Annotated in this window: 16 protein-coding genes and 1 pseudogene; 9 read left to right on the top strand and 8 right to left on the bottom strand. The window is 69.1% G+C overall.

What is annotated here, in order from left to right:
- Nucleotides 1-105: 105 nt before the first annotated feature.
- Nucleotides 106-462 (bottom strand): DUF6223 family protein, encoded by a 357-nt coding sequence (locus ACYVO6_RS46030; RefSeq protein WP_461072397.1) that lies wholly within the window; start codon nt 460-462, stop codon nt 106-108.
- Between the two features lie 228 nt (nt 463-690).
- Between ACYVO6_RS46030 and ACYVO6_RS46025 the strand changes: the two genes are divergently transcribed.
- Together ACYVO6_RS46025 and ACYVO6_RS46020 are read left to right on the top strand one after the other, a co-directional pair.
- On the top strand, nt 691-1,818 hold the full coding sequence (locus ACYVO6_RS46025; protein WP_461072395.1) for a sensor histidine kinase: 1,128 nt from the start codon (nt 691-693) through the stop codon (nt 1,816-1,818).
- Nucleotides 1,815-2,477, top strand: a complete 663-nt coding sequence (locus tag ACYVO6_RS46020) for a response regulator (protein WP_461072393.1) — start codon at nt 1,815-1,817, stop codon at nt 2,475-2,477. Before ACYVO6_RS46025 ends, ACYVO6_RS46020 begins: the two co-directional genes overlap by 4 nt.
- Before the next feature lie 19 nt (nt 2,478-2,496).
- Here ACYVO6_RS46020 and ACYVO6_RS46015 read toward each other — a convergent pair whose 3' ends face one another.
- Nucleotides 2,497-3,435, bottom strand: a complete 939-nt coding sequence (locus tag ACYVO6_RS46015; protein ID WP_461072391.1) for an AurF N-oxygenase family protein — start codon at nt 3,433-3,435, stop codon at nt 2,497-2,499.
- Nucleotides 3,436-3,578: 143 nt separating this feature from the next.
- On the opposite strand from ACYVO6_RS46015, the gene ACYVO6_RS46010 reads away from it, so the two are divergent.
- Nucleotides 3,579-4,685, top strand: a complete 1,107-nt coding sequence (locus ACYVO6_RS46010) for a ferritin-like domain-containing protein (RefSeq protein WP_461072389.1) — start codon at nt 3,579-3,581, stop codon at nt 4,683-4,685.
- A gap of 106 nt (nt 4,686-4,791) precedes the next feature.
- Complete coding sequence (locus tag ACYVO6_RS46005; RefSeq protein WP_461072387.1) at nt 4,792-5,391, top strand: Uma2 family endonuclease; 600 nt, start codon at nt 4,792-4,794, stop codon at nt 5,389-5,391.
- Here ACYVO6_RS46005 and ACYVO6_RS46000 read toward each other — a convergent pair.
- A complete protein-coding gene (locus ACYVO6_RS46000) occupies nt 5,388-5,894 on the bottom strand; it encodes a DUF3291 domain-containing protein (protein WP_461072386.1) in 507 nt (168 codons plus the stop codon). The genes ACYVO6_RS46005 and ACYVO6_RS46000 overlap by 4 nt on opposite strands.
- A gap of 212 nt (nt 5,895-6,106) precedes the next feature.
- Here ACYVO6_RS46000 and ACYVO6_RS45995 point away from each other — a divergent pair, with 212 nt between their 5' ends.
- Nucleotides 6,107-8,068, top strand: a complete 1,962-nt coding sequence (locus ACYVO6_RS45995) for a sensor histidine kinase (protein WP_461072385.1) — start codon at nt 6,107-6,109, stop codon at nt 8,066-8,068.
- Nucleotides 8,069-8,080: 12 nt separating this feature from the next.
- On the opposite strand, the gene ACYVO6_RS45990 is transcribed toward ACYVO6_RS45995, so the two are convergent.
- The 3 genes from ACYVO6_RS45990 to ACYVO6_RS45980 all read right to left on the bottom strand — a co-directional run bounded on the left by ACYVO6_RS45990 (nt 8,081) and on the right by ACYVO6_RS45980 (nt 11,614).
- Entirely contained in the window at nt 8,081-9,535 is a 1,455-nt protein-coding gene (locus ACYVO6_RS45990; RefSeq protein WP_461072403.1) for a penicillin-binding transpeptidase domain-containing protein, read from the bottom strand.
- Nucleotides 9,536-9,552: 17 nt separating this feature from the next.
- On the bottom strand, nt 9,553-10,911 hold the full coding sequence (locus ACYVO6_RS45985; protein ID WP_461072384.1) for an FtsW/RodA/SpoVE family cell cycle protein: 1,359 nt from the start codon (nt 10,909-10,911) through the stop codon (nt 9,553-9,555).
- A gap of 196 nt (nt 10,912-11,107) precedes the next feature.
- Nucleotides 11,108-11,614: a protein-tyrosine phosphatase family protein gene (locus ACYVO6_RS45980; protein WP_461072382.1), complete on the bottom strand. Its 507-nt coding sequence runs from the start codon at nt 11,612-11,614 to the stop codon at nt 11,108-11,110.
- Between the two features lie 90 nt (nt 11,615-11,704).
- On the opposite strand from ACYVO6_RS45980, the gene ACYVO6_RS45975 reads away from it, so the two are divergent.
- Nucleotides 11,705-12,508, top strand: a complete 804-nt coding sequence (locus ACYVO6_RS45975) for a nuclease-related domain-containing protein (protein ID WP_461072380.1) — start codon at nt 11,705-11,707, stop codon at nt 12,506-12,508.
- Between the two features lie 145 nt (nt 12,509-12,653).
- Here ACYVO6_RS45975 and ACYVO6_RS45970 read toward each other — a convergent pair.
- Together ACYVO6_RS45970 and ACYVO6_RS45965 are read right to left on the bottom strand one after the other, a co-directional pair.
- Nucleotides 12,654-13,631: pseudogene (locus ACYVO6_RS45970) on the bottom strand (extracellular catalytic domain type 1 short-chain-length polyhydroxyalkanoate depolymerase); the annotation flags it as partial.
- A gap of 41 nt (nt 13,632-13,672) precedes the next feature.
- Complete coding sequence (locus ACYVO6_RS45965; protein ID WP_461072378.1) at nt 13,673-14,791, bottom strand: non-reducing end alpha-L-arabinofuranosidase family hydrolase; 1,119 nt, start codon at nt 14,789-14,791, stop codon at nt 13,673-13,675.
- A gap of 316 nt (nt 14,792-15,107) precedes the next feature.
- On the opposite strand from ACYVO6_RS45965, the gene kdpF reads away from it, so the two are divergent.
- The 3 genes from kdpF to kdpB are packed head-to-tail and all read left to right on the top strand — an operon-like array spanning nt 15,108 to nt 19,041.
- The gene (gene kdpF / locus ACYVO6_RS45960) at nt 15,108-15,197 is read left to right on the top strand and encodes a K(+)-transporting ATPase subunit F (protein WP_055544543.1); all 90 of its coding nucleotides are present in this window, start codon (nt 15,108-15,110) and stop codon (nt 15,195-15,197) included.
- A gap of 8 nt (nt 15,198-15,205) precedes the next feature.
- The gene (gene kdpA, locus ACYVO6_RS45955; RefSeq protein ID WP_461072376.1) at nt 15,206-16,870 is read left to right on the top strand and encodes a potassium-transporting ATPase subunit KdpA; all 1,665 of its coding nucleotides are present in this window, start codon (nt 15,206-15,208) and stop codon (nt 16,868-16,870) included.
- Nucleotides 16,867-19,041: a potassium-transporting ATPase subunit KdpB gene (kdpB, locus tag ACYVO6_RS45950; RefSeq protein ID WP_461072374.1), complete on the top strand. Its 2,175-nt coding sequence runs from the start codon at nt 16,867-16,869 to the stop codon at nt 19,039-19,041. The genes kdpA and kdpB overlap by 4 nt, the downstream gene beginning before the upstream one ends.
- Nucleotides 19,042-19,044 lie beyond the last annotated feature (3 nt).

The following is a 19,044-nucleotide window of genomic DNA, read 5'->3' as shown; positions in this document are numbered from 1 at the left end:
CCCCACCCGCCTACGAGGCGCCCCACCCGCCGGAGGCAGGGGGCCTGGGGGCGCAGCCCCCAGTTTCGGGAAGGGGTGGGCTTGGGGAAAAGAACCCCCGGCCGGTCACACGGTGCGGCGGGAGCGGGCCAGAGCCAGGCCACCGAGGACCATGGCGATCACGCCCACGATCAGGGCCACGAAGGCTCCGCCCAGCCCGTTGCCGGTGCCGAGGCCACCGTCGGAGGTGGCCACGATCAGTCCACCGAGGGTGATGGCGATCAGACCCGTCGCCAGGGCCACGACGGTTCCGAGTCGCCCGGAGCCGATGCCGAAACGACCGGCGGGGCGGGCCAGGGCCAGCCCACCGATGACCACGCCGATCAGCCCAAGGACGGCGGCCGAGGTGGCTCCGAGGCGTCCGGCGCTCATGTCGAAGACACTGGCGGCGACCGGCTGGATCAGGGCTCCTGATGCGCTCATGTCCCTCTCCTTATTCGTACGTCTCGTTTGCGGGGTTGGATGCCTTCTGAGCATGTCGCCGGGAGCCCCGCCGGTCGTCCCGCAGGCGCATGCACTTCGCGCTGCCGCCGATGGCGCACGCGGTTGTCGCAGATGCTGCAGGCGCCGTGGAAGTACCGCGGGCGCGGTAGTCGGCCGCTCGTCCGTGAGCGGGACTCGCCTGCGGTGACATCCGGTTATGGTGCGCGCATGAGTGCAGGACTGTCCCGAGTCCCGGCCGGGGTCAGAGACTGGGCGATCGCCGTCGGCGTGGCAGCGGCGCTGCTGGTCACCGGGCTGTCCGGGCAGCACTCCGCCACGAACCTCGATCTGCTCGGCTACGCGCTGCTGGTGGTCGGCGGCCTGGCGCTGGCCGCGTGCCGCCGGGCTCCGGTTCCTGTCCTGGCCGTCACCGGGCTGTGCGCGGTGGGTTACCAGGCGGCCGGTTTCGACGTGCCTGCCGTCGCCTACCTGTTCGCGGTGTACGCAGCCGTACGGGCGGGATATCGCGTCATCACGGTGGCGGCGAGCGTGGCCATGCTGGCCGCTCTCCCCCTCGCGGCCCTGGCCTCAGGCCTGCACGACACGGGCGAGGCGTTCGCGCAGGCCCGAGGCGCCCTCGAGCTGGCCTGGCTGATCGCGGCCGGTGCCGCGGGTGAAGCGCTGCGGCAGGCCGAGCGGCGGGCCGACGAGGCCGAGCGCACCCGGGAGGAGACCGCGCGGCGCCGCGCGGACGAGGAGCGGCTGCACATCGCGCGGGAACTGCACGATTCGCTGACCCATCAGATCTCGGTCATCAAGGTGCAGGCCGAGGTCGCCGTTCATGTGGCCCGCAAGCGCGGCGAACAGGTGCCGGAGGCCCTGCTGGCGATCCAGCAGGCCGGACGGGAGGCGACCCGGGAACTGCGAGCGACCTTGGAGGCGCTGCGCGATGACGACACAGCCCCGCCGCGTGGGCTCGACCACGTCCCGGAACTGGTGGAACGGGCCCGAACCATCGGCCTGGACGCAACGCTGACGATCGAAGGGCCACGGCACGACGTACCGGCCGCGGTGGACCGTACCGCCTACCGGATCGTTCAGGAATCGCTCACCAACATCGCCCGTCACGCGGGCGCCGCCACGGCGTCGGTCCGGATCGACTGCCGTTCCGACGCCCTTGCGATACGCATCGATGACGACGGCAAGGCCACACCGGACACGGCCCTGGTGCCCGGCGTCGGGCTGCTGGGGATGCGCGAACGAGTCACCGCCCTCGGTGGCCGGCTGCGGGCGGAGCCGCGCTGTGAGGGCGGCTTCACCGTCCAGGCCGAACTTCCTGTGGAGCAGACGTCGTGATCCGTGTCCTGCTGGTCGACGACCAGCCGCTCCTGCGCAGCGGCTTCCGCGCACTCCTCGACATGGAAGACGACATCGTCGTGGTGGCCGAGGCCGGGGACGGGGAGGAGGGACTGGCCCTCACGAAGGAACACCGGCCCGACATCGCGCTCATCGACATCCGGATGCCGGTCATCGACGGCATCGAAGCGACCCGGCGCATCGCCGCGGACCCCGACCTGGCCGGCGTACACGTCGTCATCCTGACCAACTACGGCTTCGATGAATACGTCTTCGACGCGCTGCGCGCGGGCGCCGCTGGATTCCTCGTCAAGGACATCGTGCCGGAGGACCTTCTGCACGCCGTACGCGTCGCCGCGCGCGGTGACGCCCTGCTCGCACCGTCGATCACCCGCAAGCTGATCAACCGGTACGTCACCCAGCCGCTCCACACCGGCATCGAGAAGGGGCTGGAAGAGCTGACCAACCGCGAACGCGAGGCCGTCACCCTGGTCGCCCAGGGCCTGTCCAACGACCAGATCGCGGACCGCATGGTGATCAGCCCGATGACCGCCAAGACCCACATCAACCGCGCCATGGCCAAGCTCCACGCCCGCGACCGCGCCCAACTCGTGGTCCTCGCCTACGAATCCGGCCTGGTCGTCCCGCGCAACCGCTGACAGCCCGCGGCAGGAGCGGTCAGGCCAGCAATCCCGACGCCCTCCACAAGCGTCGCCCCGGGCCCCGCAGTACGCCGATGTCGTCGAGGAAGTCCGTCAGGTGCTTGGCTCCGGTCTGCATGACCTCGCGGCGGTGTGCGCTGGAGCGGACCTGGGTCAGGGCCTCGTGGCGGTTGAGGCCGACGTTGGTGTAGACGGCGGGGTTGATGAAGGCGATGGAGAAGACGCAGGCGAACTCGCCGGAGGAGATGCGGGTGAACTCCTGGGACCAGCGTGGGGCGGTCACCATCTGGCGGCGGAGTTCTTCGCGGGCGTAGCGGACGTGGCGGGACTCCTCGACGACGTGGATCCGGGTGACGCCGCGGATCAGGGGCTGGACGCGTTCGTCCGGGAACGTCAGGCGTTGCATCCAGTCGAGGACCTCCTCGCCGAGCAGCGTCGCCGTGAAGGAACCGGGAGTGGTGGAGATCGTCTTGAAGAGGCGGCCCAGGTTCTGGTGGAGGCGGCTCACCGGGTAGTACGGGGTTCCGCCCCGGCTGATGAGGCGGGCGAACATCTTGGAGTGGCGGCACTCGTCCTCGATCTCCGTGAGCGCGTACCGCACGTGGGCACTCGTCGCCGCCTTGTCGTAGATGTGCCGTACGAGCAGCTGCATCAGGATGATCTCGAACCAGATCCCCAGCGAGGCCAGCGCCGCGGCCTCATGCCGGGAGAGGAGTATCCGCTGTTCCTGGGACATCCGCCGCCACATCGGCGTGCCGTACAGCGACACCAGCTCCGGCGGCCAGAACCACTTGCCCTCCTCGAAGGGCGCGTCCCAGTCCAGCTCCTTGTCGGGGTCGAAGGAGTGCTTCGCGGACGCGTCGAGCAGCCGTGCGGCCACCTGTTCCCGGTCCTTGAGCAGGCCGAGCGCATCGCGCACGCCCTCGAGCGCGTCGGCTTCCGTCACGGTCGTCATGGCCGGGCCACCTCTTCGAAGATCCTGACAGGCCAAGGGAGTTACCGGTGGTCAACGCTTATGAGACCGCCTGTCAGCAAGCTCGTCAATCCCTTGCGTAAGACTTGTTGACACTTCGTCTAGCACGCGAGAGCCTGCGCACTATGCCGACCTTTGACCTCTACGCCAAGGACCCCGGAGATCCCCTCTGGCAGGTGCCCGCGAGCGGTGCGGCACGGTTCAGCTGGGAGTACGACGACGGACGTGACCGGCTGCTGGCCCTGTACCAGAAGGGCAAGGACAAGCAGTGGGACGGACAGCGGCGGATCGACTGGGACCTGGAGGTGGACCCGTACGATCCGCTCGGTATCCCCGACGAGTCGCTCACCCTCTACGGCACCCGGCACTGGGCGCAGATGACGGAGCGGGACAAGGGCGAGCTGCGCAAGCACTACGCCTCCTGGCAGTTCAGCCAGTTCCTGCACGGCGAGCAGGGCGCGATGGTGTGCGCGGCCCGGATCGTCGAGTCCGTGCCCGACTTGGACGCCAAGTTCTACTCCGCGACCCAGACGATGGACGAGGCCCGGCACGCGGAGATCTACGGCCGCTTCCTGCACGAGAAGATCGGGATGGTCTACCCGGTCAACGACAACCTCCAGTCCCTGCTCGGCGACACACTGCGCGACTCGCGCTGGGACATGCCGTACCTCGGAATGCAGGTCCTGATCGAAGGGCTCGCTCTCGCCGCCTTCGGCATGATCCGCGACACGACGGACAAGCCGTTGCCGCGACAGATCCTCGCGTACGTCATGCAGGACGAGGCCCGGCACGTGGCCTTCGGCCGCATGGCGCTCCGCGACTACTACAAGCAGCTCTCCGACGCCGAACTGCGCGAACGCGAGGAATTCGTCATCGAGGGCTGCTACCTGATGCGCGACCGGCTGCGCGGCGTCGAGGTCCTGGAGAACTTCGGCATCGCCAAGGCGGAGGCCGAGGAGTACAGCGAGCAGTCCGAATTCCTCGCCCTCTTCCGCCAGTTGCTCTTCAGCCGCATCGTCCCCTGCGTCAAGGACATCGGCCTGTGGGGCAAGCGCCTCCAGCAGGCATACGTCGACATGGGCGTCTTCGAGATGGGCAACTCCAACCTGGACCTCCTCATGGCCCAGGACGAGGAAATCGCGGAGAAACTGGACGCGGAGCGCTTCGCGGTGGAGGAGCGGGAGCGGGTGACGGAGGTGGAGGGGGCGATCGAGGCGGGGGCGGAGGGCTGAGGCGGGTCAGCGCCGCGCGGGATGATCACTCGATCGTCGGGCGAATCGGCATATTCCCCCGAGTACCCTGACTGTGCCCGGCAGACTCCGTCACATGGGAGCAATCATGAGCGCCGCACGCGACTACGGGGTGGACGAGGACTACGAGTGGGTCCGTCCGCCGCAGGGTGGCTGGACGGCGGACGACCTGGACGAGCTTCCCAACCTTCCTCCGCACACGGAGCTGATCGACGGGAGCCTTGTTTTCGTGAGTCCGCAGACGTCGTTTCACATGCGCACGATTCGAATGCTGGACAACGCACTGCTCGACCAGGCACCAGACGAGTTCGACGTCTACCGTGAATTCACCGTCACGCTCAGCCGCCACAACCGCCCGGAGCCGGACGTCCTGGTGGCCCGTGCCGGCGCTGATACCGGGCCCAAAGACACGAGACTTCTGCCCGAGGATGTCGTCCTCGCCGTCGAGGTCGTGTCCGAGGACTCCGAGGAGCGCGACCGTGAGACCAAGCCCCGAAAGTACGCCAAGGCCGGCATCAGCAACTACTGGCGGATCGAGCAGAACAACGGACTCCCCGTGGTCTACGTCTACGAACTCGACCCCGCCACCACAACGTACGTCCCGACCGGCATCTTCCACGACAAACTCGAACTGACCGTCCCGTTCCCCATCGACATCGACCTCACCGCCATCAACCGCCGCCGCTAGACCGAGCAGCCCAGCCCCTCCGGCACCTCGCCGAGCACCGGCTCCGAGGCTCCCGGCGGGAACGACGTCCGCAGCGTGAACGCGTACGGCGTCGGCCCGTGCGTCCGCAGATGCAGCAGCCGCTCCTCCGCCTCCGCCACAGTCGGCCGGTGTCCGGCCGGGACCCACCACAGGGCCGTCACCGCCTCCTGAAGCTTCTCGAACCACTCCCTGCGCCGGGCCAGCAGCTCCCGGTGCTGCCCCTGATACATGAACGCCGTGAGGGCGTTGATGTCGCGCCACACCGTCATGTTGATGATCAGCCAGTCGTCGCCGAAGACGGGGACGTCCGTCGCGTTGCCCGAGTCGCTCTGCAGGCGCCAGACGAAGCCGTCCGAGGTGTCGGCGGCCGCGTTCACCGGGTCGAGGGCGTCGACGAAGTCCTTCAACTGAGGTGAATCCAGCGGGGCCTTGAGGCGGGCGATGTTGACCTGGGCGAGTTCGTACGCGGCGGGTTGCGTCATGGACCGAACGTTAGGTCGGCTCGGCGGCGCGCTCAAGGCCTTTTCTCCACCTTCTCAACCCTCGAACACGATCCCGTCCCGCCGGGCGGGCGCCTCCGTCCCCGTACCTCCCCTTCTCACAACTGCCTCTGACGCAGCGTGAGTTCCTGTGAACCGACGTCTTACGGGCGGGAAACCGCCGCCTGACCAGCCCGCCCGTAGCCTCGCGGAGCATGACGGGGAACGTGCTGACCAAACTTCCCACCCTTCCTGCCCTTCCCGGCTGGAACTCGATCCGTGGGCGCATGGCCATCGTGCTGGCCGTGCCGACCTGCCTGTTGCTCGTGCTGACGGGGCTGGGCGTCGCCGACCGTGCCGCCGACTGGTCCGCCGCGCGTGGGACCGAGGCGCAGGTGGGCGTGCTGTTGCGGGTGCAGGATCTGGTACGGGAGCTGCAGCGTGAACGCGGGCTCACCAACGGGCTGTTGGGTGGTGCCGAGGAGTACCGGAACGACGTACGGAACCAGCGGGACCGTACCGACGACGCCCGCTCCGCATTGCGAGCGGTGCTCTCGGAGGAGAGCGGTGATCTGCCGGATGCCGCCTCCTCCGCCCTCGACGATGCCCAGGTTCCCCTCGTCGACCTTTCCGTCACCCGTGCCGAGGTCGACGCCGGCACCGCCGACCGGGCCGACACCCTGGCCTACTACACGAAGGCCGTCACCGCCCTCATCGACGCCGAGTCCGCGGGCGCCGCCCACGGCGAGCGCCGTATCACCGAGGGTGTCCAGGCCCTGCAGGCCCTGGCCCGCGCCACCGAGGCCGTCGCCCTCGAACGCGGCTCGCTCAACGGAGTGTTCGCGGCCGGACGCTTCCGCGGCGGCGAGTACCTCGACTTCACCGAGATCCGCGCCACCCGCCTCGCCGCGCTCGGCCAGTTCCGCCAACTCGCCACGCCCGCCCAGCAGTCCGACCTCGACGCCGCCTTCAAGACGGCCGCCGCCCAGCGCGTCAGCGGCTACGAGACACAGGCAGAGCAAGGCGCCGACGGCTCGCGGCTGAACGTCGCCCCGGCGCGCTGGTGGCGGGACATGACGACCCTCGTCGACGACCTGCATGACGTGCAGCGCACCGTCGGCGACGACGTACGCGCCGACGCCGCCGACAGCGGCGCCGCCGCCACCCGCGAGCTCGGCGGCTTCCTCGGGCTCGGCGCGCTGATCGTCGCCGTGGCCACCGCGCTCGCCGTCATCTCCGCGCGCTCCATCACCCGTCCCCTCGGCGCCCTCGCCGACGAGGCCGATGCGGTCGCGGGCACCCGGCTGCCGACCGCCGTCAAACGCATCCAGGAGGCCGACCCGGACAGCCCCGGTCCCCATGACCCGGACGATCCGGCGCGGTCCCAACTCCCGGGCAGCGCACGGGAGATCACCCGCCTGGCCGCCGCCCTGCGCAACGTCGAGCACACCGCCGTGGGCCTCGCCGCCGAACAGGCCGTCCTGCGCCGCAACAGCACCGAGTCCCTGGCCAGCCTAGGCCGCCGCAACCAGACGTTGCTCAAGCGCCAGCTCGGCCTGATCACCACCCTGGAGAACCAGGAACTCGACCCGGACGCCCTCGCCGAACTCTTCGAGCTCGACCATCTGGCGACGCGCATGCGCCGCAACGCCGAGTCCCTGCTCGTCCTCGCCGGCGAGGAGGCTCCCGCCCGCTCCTGGCCCGGCATGGTCACCATCACCGAGGTGGTGCAGTCGGCCGTCTCGGAGGTCGAGCAGTACCGCCGGGTCGCGGCCGTCGACGTCGCGGCCTGTCGCATCCGCGGCCACGCCGTCGCCGAGCTGTCCCATCTGCTGGCCGAACTCCTCGAGAACGCCCTGATGTTCAGCCCGCCCCAGCAGCCCGTCGAGGTCTACGGCTGGCAGGACGGCGCCGAGTACTGCCTGGCCGTCGTCGACCGTGGCATCGGCATGACCCTGGAACGCATGGCCGAGGCCAACGCCCTGCTGTCCGGCAGCGGCTCCTTCCTCACGGCACCCACCCGCTTCCTCGGCCACCACGTCGTGGGCGCGCTCGCCTCCCGCCTCGGCGCCCATGTGGAGCTGCGCCCCACAGCAGGCTCGGGCGTCACGGCGTACGTGGCCCTGCCCGCCGCGCTCGTCCAGGAGCCCTCGTCAACGGCCATGGCAAGCGGGTGAGTCGAGTACCGGTCAGTCGAGTACCGCTTTCATGACGGCCCGTGCGATCGGTGCCGCGTCCCCGGCCCCGCTGATCTCGCCCCGGTCGGCCGCCGCGTCCTCGACGACGACCGCCACGGCGACCGCCGGTTCCACGGCGTCGCGGGCCTGGGCCCAGGAGATGAACCAGGCGTACGGGGTACCGGCGTTGCCGATGCCGTGCTGGGCGGTGCCCGACTTGCCGCCGACCTCGGCGCCGGGAACGGCGGCCTTCCGGCCGGTGCCCTTGCGCACCGCGTCCGTCATCAACTCCCGTAGCAGCCTGGCCGTGGACGGGTTCATGGCCCGGCGTACGGTCCGCGGGCCGGTGGTCGACACCGAGGCGCCCGCGGCCGTGGTCGTCCGCTCCACCAGATGGGGCGCGCGCACCGAGCCGCCGTTCGCCACCGCCGCCGCTACCATCGCCATCTGCAGCGGTGTCGCCCGGGTGTCGAACTGACCGATGGAGGACAGCGCGAGCTGCGCCTTGTCCAGGCCGGTGTCGAACGTGCTGGTGGAGACCGGGAACGGGATCCTCAACCCCGGGTCGTTGAAGCCGAAGCCGGAGGCCGTGCGCGCCATGTCTGTCTGCCCCACCTCCACGCCCAGCTTGGCGAACACCGTGTTGCACGACCAGGCGAAGGCATAGCGCAGCGAGGCGTCGGCGCAGTCGTCGGCATGGTTCGTCAGCCGCGCCGAACTGCCCGGCAGCCGGTACGGATCGGGGGCTTTGACGCGTGCGTCCAGGTCCTTCACCACGCCCGCGTCGAGCGCCGCCGCCGCGGTGACCACCTTGAACGTCGAACCCGGCGGATAGGTCTGGCGGACGGCCCGGTTGAGCATCGGCTGGTCCGCCGCACCGTTCAGCCGCGCCCAGGCATCCGCCACCGCCTTGTCCGTCCCGGACAGCTCCTGAGGGTCGTAGGAGGGGGCGGAGACGAGCGCCAGGATCCGGCCCGTCGAGGGTTCGACGGCGGCCACCGCGCCCCGCCGGTCGCCGAGTCCGTCGTACGCCGCTTGCTGCGCGGCCGCGTTGAGAGTGGTGACGACGTTGCCGCCGGGGTTGCGGGCGCGTGTGAGGTCGTTCCACAGGGGGAGCGGGGAGAGCATCGGGTCGGTGCCGGAGAGGAGGTCGTCCTCGGCGTTTTCCAGGAGAGTCGTTCCGTACCTCTGTGAGGCGAAGCCGGTGACGGGTGCGTACAGCGGGCCGTATCTGTACGTCCGTTCGTAGCGGAGGTTCTCTCCCGAGTCCCTGGAACCGGTGACCGGCCTGCCGCCGACCAGGATGTCGCCGCGCGGCTGGCCGTAACGGGCGATCGCCTGGCGGCGGTTGGCCGGGTTCTCGTCGTACGAGCGGGCCTGGACGATCTGGAGGCGGGTGGCGTTCACGAGGAGCGCGAGCAGGAGCAGGGCGCAGAAGGCGGCGGCGTGCCGGATGTACCGGGGCATGGGGCGGCCGTCGCCGGTCATGATGCGCCCTCACCGTCGTACCGGCCGCGTGCCGAGTCGCTGAGGCGGATCAGCAGGGCCACGATGATCCAGTTGGTGACGACCGACGAACCGCCCTGCGCCAGGAACGGCATCGGCATCCCGGTCAGCGGGATCAGCCCGGTCACCCCGCCCGCGATCACGAACACCTGGAGCGCCACGATCGAGGCGAGCCCGACCGCGAGCAGCCGCCCGAAGGGGTCGCGCAGGGCCAGGCCCGCCCGGTAGCCGCGCTCGACCAGCAGCCCGTACAGCAGGAAGATCGCGGAGAGTCCGGCCAGGCCCAGTTCCTCGCCCGCCGTCGCCAGGATGAAGTCCGACTTGGCGGCGAAGCCGATGAGGATCGAATGGCCGAGCCCGAGGCCGGTGCCGAGCAGCCCGCCGGCGGCGAACGCGTAGAGGGACTGGGCGAGTTGGCTCGGCCCCAGGCCCGCCTCGATGGACGCGAAGGGGTGCAGCCAGTCCTCGACACGGCTGTGCACATGCGGTTCGAGACAGCCGACGGCGAAGGCTCCTAGGGCCGCGAGCAGCAGGCCGACCGCGATCCAGCCGGTGCGGCCCGTGGCGACGTACAACAGGATCACGAACAGGCCGAAGAGGAGGAGCGAGGTCCCCAGATCCCGCTCCAGGACCAGGACGCCGACGCTCAGCACCCAGATCGTGACGATCGGGCCGAGTACGCGTCCCGTGGGCAGTTGGAGTTTCCAGATACGGCGGCCCGTGTACGCGAGGGCGTTGCGGTTCGCCGCGAGATAGCTGGCGAAGAACACCGCGAGCAGCACCTTCGCGAACTCGCCCGGCTGTATGGAGAATCCGCCGACCCTGATCCAGATCCGGGCGCCGTTCACGGCCGGGAAGAAGATCGACAGGGTGAGCAGGACCAGTGCGGTGACGACGGAGACGTACGCATAGCGCTGGAGCACCCGGTGGTCGCGCAGGACGAGGACGACCGCGATGAACAGGCCGACTCCCAGCGTCGACCAGACGAGTTGCGTGGGGGCCGCCGGATCGGCCGGGGTCTCCAGGTCGAGCCGGTAGATCAGCACCAGGCCGAGACCGTTGAGCAGTACGGCGATCGGGAGCAGCAGCGGATCGGCGTACGGCGCCCGCCACCGCACCGCCCCATGCGCGAGAAGCGCGAGCACGCCGAGCCCGGCGCCGTAACCTGCGGCGCCGGGCGGGAGGGTGCCGTTCCGGGCGAGACCGACAGCGCAGTAGCCGTACACCGAGAGCAGCACCGCCAGGACGAGGAGGGTGAACTCGATGCCTCGGCGCCGGGGGAGGCGTACGTCCGGAGCGGGTGGGTCCGCCTGCGCTGTCGGTCCGGGCGAGAGCATGCCCGGAACGTAACAAGGGATGCGGCTCATGTCCCGTTATGTCGGCCTCAGTGTCAGCGGGGCTTGTGACTGAAGGTGACCTATCGCCACGCTAGGAGTCGACCTTGGAGGGCGCCCGTCGTGCTGGGCCATCGGGGTGCGTGCCGGTTCTGAGCTGCGGTTCGTTGTGGGTGGTCGCGCTCGGTGACTCCGCCGATCACTCGGCCAGTTCTTCGAGGAGCCGGACCGTGTCGAGGCCGGTCTTCAGGTACTCCACGAAGAGCTCGTTGTGCAGTGCCCACCGGGAGCGGCGGTTACGGATCAGACGGATCGCTTCGTCGGCGGTGTGGCCCGCGCTGATCAGGGCGTGGGCGACGACCAGGCCCGAGCGGTTGTAGCCGTGGTAGCAGCGGACCAGGACCCGGCGGCCCTGCGTCAGCCCCTCGCCCGCGGTCCGCGCCAGCCGCAGGACGCCCGCGAGCTGCGTACCGTCCAGAGGACCGTCCGGGATCGGCCACACATGGTGTTCCACATCGTCGTCAGGGCCGTGGCCGGGTAGTCGGAGCAACGTCAGGACCAAGTCGAACTCATCGCGTACGACGGCGAACTCCAGCCCGCCGGACCGGCCCTTGTACTCGTGCCCGCCCATCCACAGGCCGGGCACGATCTCGCTCCAGGGGCTGTCCGGGGCCGGCACATCGGGTTGCTTCCTACTGGGCAGCAACGGCGCCTCCCGCTCGAGTCGTGACAAAGGTAACTGGGTTCTTGCCCCTGGAGTACCCCGCCTGTTCCCATGGTCGTGGGGTGATGGTGCATGAGCGGACTGCGCGTTGTACCGACCTGGCAGCACGGTCAGGAACGGCTGTACGTCTGTCACACCGACGGCAGGAACGTCGCCTGGTACGACAGGGAGGCGGGCAGGGTCAACCTGCTCAGCGAGGACCGGCGCGAGGATGTTCTCGACGCGCTCGGCCCGTTTCTGACCGGGCCCGTGACCGTGGGGCCGCCCCCGGTCCCGACCCCCGCCGAGCTCGCCCGGCTCACCCTCCACCCCGACGACGACCTTGCCCCCAACCGACCCGGTGAGGCCCTCCAGATCGCTCTGGACCGCGATCCCTCGCCTCCGCACCGGCTGCGGCCCGATCCCCGGCGGCGGGCGCTTGCCGCGGAGCTGGCGGTGGGGGAGGCGCTTGACGAGCTGGAGGGGGCGGGGTGGCATGCGCTGCATTCCCTTCCGCTGCCTGGCGACGACCGTCTTCACCACCTGATGATCGGGCCCGGGGGGCTGTTCGCCGTCCATACGCTGTACGCCCGTAAGCAGCGGGTGCTGGTGGCTGACCCCATGGTCACGGTCGGGCGTCGGGAGCCGTCGCCGTTGCTGCGGCGGGTTCGGTCCTTTGCGGACCGGGCGTCGTACGCGCTGACGGCGGAGGTCCATCCGGTGCTGGCGCTTTACGCGCCGTCGAACGTGTCGGTGGCGACGCCGCTGCGTGAGGTTCGCGTTCTCCAGGACGCGGATGTCGCGTCGCTGGCCCGTACAGGGGGTGTGCTCAAGCCGGCGGATGTCGAGGCGCTCCATGCGATGGCCCGGGACCGGGGAACTTGGGGTCGGGTCTGAGCCCGGCCCCGGGCGGGACGCAGTGCTACCGAGTGCTAGACGCAGTGCTACCGAGTGTTGACGGAAGAGGTGGGTCGGCACTGTCGAGGCCAGGATGCCGTAGCCGTCGGGGTTGAGGTGCAGGCCGGCCTCACCGGTCCGTGCCGTCCAGGCCGAAGAACGTGATCACACGGGTCCCCATGCCCCAGGCGTACAGGTTGTGGCCGACGCCCTGGAGGCTGATGGCTTCGACGGGAGCCTGGTCACCGGTGGAGCCGTAGCGGGTACGGGTCCAGCCCGCCTGGGGTGAGTCGGTGTGGGCGGGTGTCTGGCTGACGCCGTGCACGTTCGTCCACTGCTTGATCTCCTCCCCGAAGTTGGGGTAGCGCAGGACGTCGTCCTCGGTGCCGTGCCAGAGCTGCATACGCGGCCGGGGCCCGTCGTAGCCCGGGTAGGCGCCGCGGACCAGGTCACCCCAGGCCTGCGGGGTGCGGATGAGGTTGCCGCCTGAGCAGTCGCTGTTCCACTCGGACCCGTTGGTGGTGGCGAAACAGGCGAACGGCACACCCGCGAACGCGGCGCCCGCCGCGAACACGTCGGGGTAGTCGCCCAGCAGCACGTTCGTCATCATCGCGCCGGAGGAGATGCCGGTGGCGAAGATCCGGTCGGTGTCCGCGTCGTACGTACGAGTCACCCAGTCGACCATGGACTTGATGCCCACCGGGTCACTGCCGCCGTCCCGGCGCAGCGCCTGCGGCGAGGAGACGTCGAAGCACTTGCTGCTGCGCGTGACGGACGGATAGATCACGACGAAGCCGTACCGGTCGGCCAGCTGGGCGTACTCGGTGCCGGAGTGCATCGCCGGGCCGGACCCCGTGCAGTAGTGGACGGCCACCAGGACCGCCGGGTTGGGGGCGACGTTGTCCGGGACGTACAGGTACATCTGGAGGTTGCTGGGGTTGGTGCCGAAGTTCGTGATCTCGGTGAGCTCGGCGGTGGGGACCGCGGTGGGAGCCTCCGTACGGGCGGAGGCCGCGGGCGCGGTGAGGAACGTTGCCGCGAGTAACGGCACCAGTGCGCCGAGGAGCGCGACGAGTGCCGAACGCAGGGGTCTCCTTGAGGTGTTGCGGGCAGGGGGGAACACGTCGTTGTCCCTTCTTGGTCGCGGTTCTGGCAGGACGGCGTTCAGCAAGAGGAGTTGGTCTGGGTCAACAGGCCCAGCCGCCAAGGGAGTTGGGAGTAATCACCGCTCGCACCCGGGTCCATGCCCTGGTAGAGGAACTGGAGGCGGCACGGATTGATCGTGAGGCTCTGGTCGACGCCGTCGCGGATCATCTCGCCGTGGCTGAAGTCCTGGGTCCAGGCGGGTTGGCCCGGTGCGAAGGTCACGTTGTTGGAGCGGATGAACGGGTTGGCCTCGGTGTCCGCCAGCGGCTTCCACGCGCCGCCCAGGCTGTCGGCCGTCCAGGCCCGGAAATACCGTCGCCAGTCGGAGCCGGTGGCGAGCGCCTCCACGAGCATCAGGTACTGGCCGGTGTCGCCTACGCGGTAGACGTTGCCGGCCTCGAAGAGGTCGAAGCGGTTCGGTTCGGAGAGCACGATGGTGGTGTCGCGGAAGCCGTTCGGGAACTCGCCGACCGTGGTCCGGGCGCGGTACTGGTGGCCGTTACCGTCGGAGAAGAACAGATAGCAGTCGGTGTCGTCGCAGATCACCCAGAAGTCCAGCCAGGCGCCGTTCCCCTTGTTCTCCGTGACGATCGGCGGCTCCGTCTCCATGAAGTAGCGCGGTGCGCTCCAACTCTCCGGCCGCGAGGGGTCCTTGGTGGTGGAGAAGGACGGCGGACCTGTCTGGTAGACCATGTACCAGGTCTGCTGGGGCGCGAAGTAGAACACCTGGGGCGCGGCGGCGTACCGATTGCCGATGTTGGGGTTGGTGTCGAGGAACGTCTGCGGGGCGGAAGCGGCTTCGGACCAGTCGCCGAAGCTGGTGTGGGCCAGGCTCCACGCCCCGGAGGTGTCGGCGGTCGTGGCGTACACGTGCCACTTGTCCTGGTACCGGATCACCGTCGGGTCCTTGACCGAGACGATCGGATGCGCGGCGTCCGGCTTCGGCGAGATCAGCGGCCCGCTGGACGACCACGCGAAGGAACCGGGTAGCGAACTCTCCGACTTCGGACTCTCCGACTTCACCGCCGAGCCGCCGGTCCGGTCGTCCGCCCCCGACGACGGGACGGCAACGCCACAGACACCCAACAGCCCCAGGATCAGCCCGCTCACGAACACCCGCGTACGCGGAATCCTCACGACTTGCCCCTCTCAGGAAGGAGCCCCCGGGGCATCGTGACATGAACACGCCTTTCATGGAAGCGCTCCCACGCGATGGAGCGTCGGGGTCCGCGCTCGAGCCGTAAGAGAACCGTCAAGGGCATATGCGTCGGCGTATGGGACCCGTCAATGGTGGCCGAAACCGGTCGAAGAGGCGCTTTCCTCGAAACCGTCCCAGTTCATCCGTTCATTCCGAACCTCATCCAGGAGCTCCCATGGCCGACGTGGCCTTCGTCGTCACCACGATCGCGGTGTTCGCGTTGGTGGCGCTCATAGCCAAGGGGGTGGCGAAGCTGTGACCGCCGAAAACATCGTCGGCCTGATCGTGGCCGTCGCTCTGCTGGGCTATCTCGTCCTCGCCCTTGTCTTCCCGGAGAGGTTCTGACGCCCGCGATGAGCCCCGTACTTGCCGGTGTGCTCCAGTTGCTCGCGCTCATCGCGGCGCTGGCGCTGGCCTACCGACCCCTCGGCGACTACATGGCCCGGGTCTACTCCTCCGACAAGCACCTGCGCGTCGAGAAGTGGATCTACAAGGGCATCGGCGCCAACCCGAACACCGAGATGCGCTGGCCCGCGTACCTGCGTGGCGTCCTCGCCTTCTCCGCGGTGAGCGTGCTCTTCCTGTACGTCCTGCAGCGCGTCCAGGGCAGCCTGCCCGGCTCGCTGGGCTTCGCCTCGATCGACCCGGACCAGGCGTTCAACACCGCCGCGTCCTTCGTGTCGAACACCAACTGGCAGTCGTACTACGGCGAGCAGGCCATGGGCCACGTCGTGCAGACCGCCGGACTGGCCGTGCAGAACTTCGTCTCCGCGGCCGTCGGCATCGCGGTGGCGGTCGCTCTAGTACGGGGCTTCGCGCGGTCCCGTACCGGTGAACTGGGCAACTTCTGGGCCGACTTGATACGGGGAGTCGTACGCATCCTGCTGCCGATCTCCGTCATCGCCGCGATCGTGCTGGTCGCGTGCGGTGCCATCCAGAACTTCTCCGGCATTCACGAGGTCGGTCAGTTCACGGGTGGTTCGCAGCAGTGGAACGGTGGCGCGGTCGCCTCCCAGGAAGCCATCAAGGAGGTGGGCACCAACGGCGGCGGTTACTTCAACGCCAACTCCGCCCACCCCTTCGAGAACCCCAACGCGTTCTCGAACCTCTTCGAGATTTTCCTGCTCCTGCTGATCCCGTTCTCGCTGACGCGGACCTTCGGCCGGATGGTCGGCTCGCTGAAGCAGGGGTACGCGATCCTCGCCACGATGGCGACCATCTGGCTCGGCTTCATCTGCCTGATGTGGTGGACCGAATTCACCCACCACGGCCCGGCGTTCGAGATCGCCGGCGGTGCGATGGAGGGCAAGGAGCAGCGCTTCGGCATCGGGGCTTCGTCGATCTTCTCGATCTCCACGACGCTCACCTCGACGGGCGCGGTGAACTCCTTCCACTCGTCCAACACCGGGCTGGGCGGCGGGCTCAACCTGCTGGGCATGCAGCTCGGCGAGATCGCGCCCGGTGGTGTCGGCTCCGGTCTCTACGGCATGCTGATCATGGCGATCATCGCGGTGTTCATCGCGGGGCTCATGGTCGGCCGTACGCCCGAGTACCTGGGCAAGAAGATCGGCACCCGCGAGATCAAGCTCGCGGCCTGCTACATCCTGATCACCCCGACGCTGGTACTCGTCTTCACCGCCTTCGCGATGGCGCTGCCCACACCGCCGCATTCGATGCTCAACTCCGGCGCGCACGGATTCTCCGAGATCCTGTACGCCTACACCTCCGGCGCCAACAACAACGGCTCGGCCTTCGCCGGTCTGAACGCGGACACGCAGTGGTTCAACACCACGATCGGGCTCGCGATGCTGCTGGGCCGCTTCCTGCCGATGGTGTTCGTCCTGGCGCTGGCCGGCTCGCTCGCCGAGCAGACGCCCGTGCCGGCCACCGCGGGCACCCTGCGTACCGAAAAGCCGCTGTTCACCGGGTTGTTGGTGGGCGCGATCCTGATCATCACCGGTCTGACCTATTTCCCGGCACTCGCGCTGGGCCCGCTCGCCGAGGGGCTGGCGACATGACCACCGACATCAAGAAACAGAAACAGAAACAGAAGCCGAAGCAGAAGAAGCAAGAAGAGGACTCGATGTCCACAGCCACCACTCCGACCCGCGCGCCGCACAGCGATGTGCCGACCGGGCACAAGGGCGGCCCCGCGGAAGGGCGCGTCGGCGCGGGCCTGTTCGACCCCAAGCTGCTGCTGAAGTCGCTGCCGGACGCCTTCCGCAAGCTCGACCCGCGGGTGATGGTCAAGTCCCCCGTGATGTTCGTGGTGTTGGTCGGGTCCGTACTGACGACGGTGTTCTCGTTCACGGACCCGGGGGACTGGTTCGGCTGGACGATCAGCGCCTGGCTCTGGCTCACCGTGATCTTCGCGAACCTGGCGGAGGCGGTCGCCGAGGGGCGCGGCAAGGCGCAGGCCGACACCCTGCGCAAAGCCAAGACCGACACCGTCGCCCGGCGGCTCGTGGATGACCGCGAGGAGCAGGTCCCCGGCACCGAGCTGCGTATCGGCGACCTGGTCGTGTGCGAGGCAGGCGATGTCATCCCCGGCGACGGTGATGTCGTCGAGGGCGTCGCGAGCGTCGACGAGTCGGCGATCACCGGTGAGTCGGCGCCGGTCATCCGCGAGTCCGGCGGCGACCGTTCGGCCGTCACCGGCGGTACGAAGGTCCTCTCCGACCGCATCGTCATCAAGATCACGACGAAGCCCGGCGAGACCTTCATCGACCGCATGATCAACCTGGTCGAGGGCGCCGCCCGGCAGAAGACACCGAACGAGATCGCGCTGAACATCCTGCTCGCCTCGCTCACGATCATCTTCCTGCTCGCGGTCGCCACGCTGCCGCCGCTCGCGGACTACGCGGGCACGCACCTCACCATGGTCGTGCTGGTGGCCCTGCTGGTCTGCCTGATCCCGACCACGATCGGCGCGCTGCTGTCCGCGATCGGCATCGCGGGCATGGACCGGCTGGTGCAGAGGAACGTACTCGCCATGTCCGGCAGGGCAGTCGAGGCGGCCGGCGACGTGTCGACCCTCCTCCTCGACAAGACCGGCACCATCACGCTCGGCAACCGGCAGGCCGCCGAGTTCCTGCCGGTCAGCGGCACCACGGAAGCCGAGGTCGCGGATGCCGCCCAGCTCTCCTCGCTGGCCGACGAGACGCCCGAGGGCCGCTCCATCGTCGTACTGGCGAAGGAGAAGTACGGGCTGCGTGAGCGGCACCAGGGCGAGTTGACGCAGGCGGAGTGGATCGCCTTCACCGCGCAGACCCGGATGTCGGGCGTGGACGTGGACGGGCGCAAGGTCCGCAAGGGCGCGGCCGGTTCGGTCATCGCCTGGGTCCGGGAGCAGGGCGGAACCGTCGCGGACGACGCCGGCACGCTCGCGGGCCGGATCTCCGAGGCGGGCGGTACGCCGCTGCTGGTCGCCGTCGAGGACGACGAGGGCGCCCGCGTACTCGGGGTGATCCACCTCAAGGACGTCGTCAAGGAGGGCATGCGCGAGCGGTTCGACGAGCTGCGTCGTATGGGCATCAAGACCGTCATGATCACGGGCGACAACCCGCTGACCGCCAAGGCGATCGCGGACGAGGCAGGCGTCGACGACTTCCTCGCGGAGGCGACCCCCGAGGACAAGATGGCGCTCATCAAGCGCGAGCAGGCGGGCGGCAAGCTCGTCGCGATGACGGGTGACGGCACGAACGACGCGCCCGCCCTCGCGCAGGCCGACGTCGGCGTCGCGATGAACACGGGCACGTCGGCCGCCAAGGAGGCCGGCAACATGGTCGACCTCGACTCCAACCCGACCAAGCTCATCGAGATCGTCGAGATCGGCAAGCAACTCCTCATCACCCGGGGCGCGTTGACGACGTTCTCGATCGCCAACGACGTGGCGAAGTACTTCGCGATCATCCCCGCGCTGTTCGCCGCGGTCTACCCGGGCCTGGACAAGCTCAACATCATGCGGCTGTCCTCGCCGGACTCCGCGATCCTCTCCGCGGTCATCTTCAACGCGCTGATCATCATCGCGCTCGTACCGCTCGCCCTGCGCGGGGTGCAGTACCGGCCGATGAACGCGGACAGGATGCTGCGGCGCAACCTCGGGATCTACGGCCTGGGCGGGCTGATCGCCCCCTTCATCGGCATCAAGATCATCGACGTAATCATTTCCTTCATCCCCGGGCTGTAATTT

This window comes from Streptomyces pseudoechinosporeus (assembly GCF_054783935.1).
This window is presented reverse-complemented; position numbering and strand designations above follow the sequence as displayed.

What these genes read in the sequence shown, in the direction of transcription:
- ACYVO6_RS46030 (WP_461072397.1), bottom strand. Translation starts at nt 462, where the DNA reads ATGAGCGCATCAGGAGCCCTGATCCAGCCGGTCGCCGCCAGTGTCTTC.
- ACYVO6_RS46025 (WP_461072395.1), top strand. Translation starts at nt 691, where the DNA reads ATGAGTGCAGGACTGTCCCGAGTCCCGGCCGGGGTCAGAGACTGGGCG.
- ACYVO6_RS46015 (WP_461072391.1), bottom strand. Translation starts at nt 3,435, where the DNA reads ATGACGACCGTGACGGAAGCCGACGCGCTCGAGGGCGTGCGCGATGCG.
- ACYVO6_RS46010 (WP_461072389.1), top strand. Translation starts at nt 3,579, where the DNA reads ATGCCGACCTTTGACCTCTACGCCAAGGACCCCGGAGATCCCCTCTGG.
- ACYVO6_RS46005 (WP_461072387.1), top strand. Translation starts at nt 4,792, where the DNA reads ATGAGCGCCGCACGCGACTACGGGGTGGACGAGGACTACGAGTGGGTC.
- ACYVO6_RS46000 (WP_461072386.1), bottom strand. Translation starts at nt 5,894, where the DNA reads ATGACGCAACCCGCCGCGTACGAACTCGCCCAGGTCAACATCGCCCGC.
- ACYVO6_RS45995 (WP_461072385.1), top strand. Translation starts at nt 6,107, where the DNA reads ATGACGGGGAACGTGCTGACCAAACTTCCCACCCTTCCTGCCCTTCCC.
- ACYVO6_RS45990 (WP_461072403.1), bottom strand. Translation starts at nt 9,535, where the DNA reads ATGCCCCGGTACATCCGGCACGCCGCCGCCTTCTGCGCCCTGCTCCTG.
- ACYVO6_RS45985 (WP_461072384.1), bottom strand. Translation starts at nt 10,911, where the DNA reads ATGCTCTCGCCCGGACCGACAGCGCAGGCGGACCCACCCGCTCCGGAC.
- ACYVO6_RS45975 (WP_461072380.1), top strand. Translation starts at nt 11,705, where the DNA reads ATGAGCGGACTGCGCGTTGTACCGACCTGGCAGCACGGTCAGGAACGG.
- kdpA (WP_461072376.1), top strand. Translation starts at nt 15,206, where the DNA reads ATGAGCCCCGTACTTGCCGGTGTGCTCCAGTTGCTCGCGCTCATCGCG.
- kdpB (WP_461072374.1), top strand. Translation starts at nt 16,867, where the DNA reads ATGACCACCGACATCAAGAAACAGAAACAGAAACAGAAGCCGAAGCAG.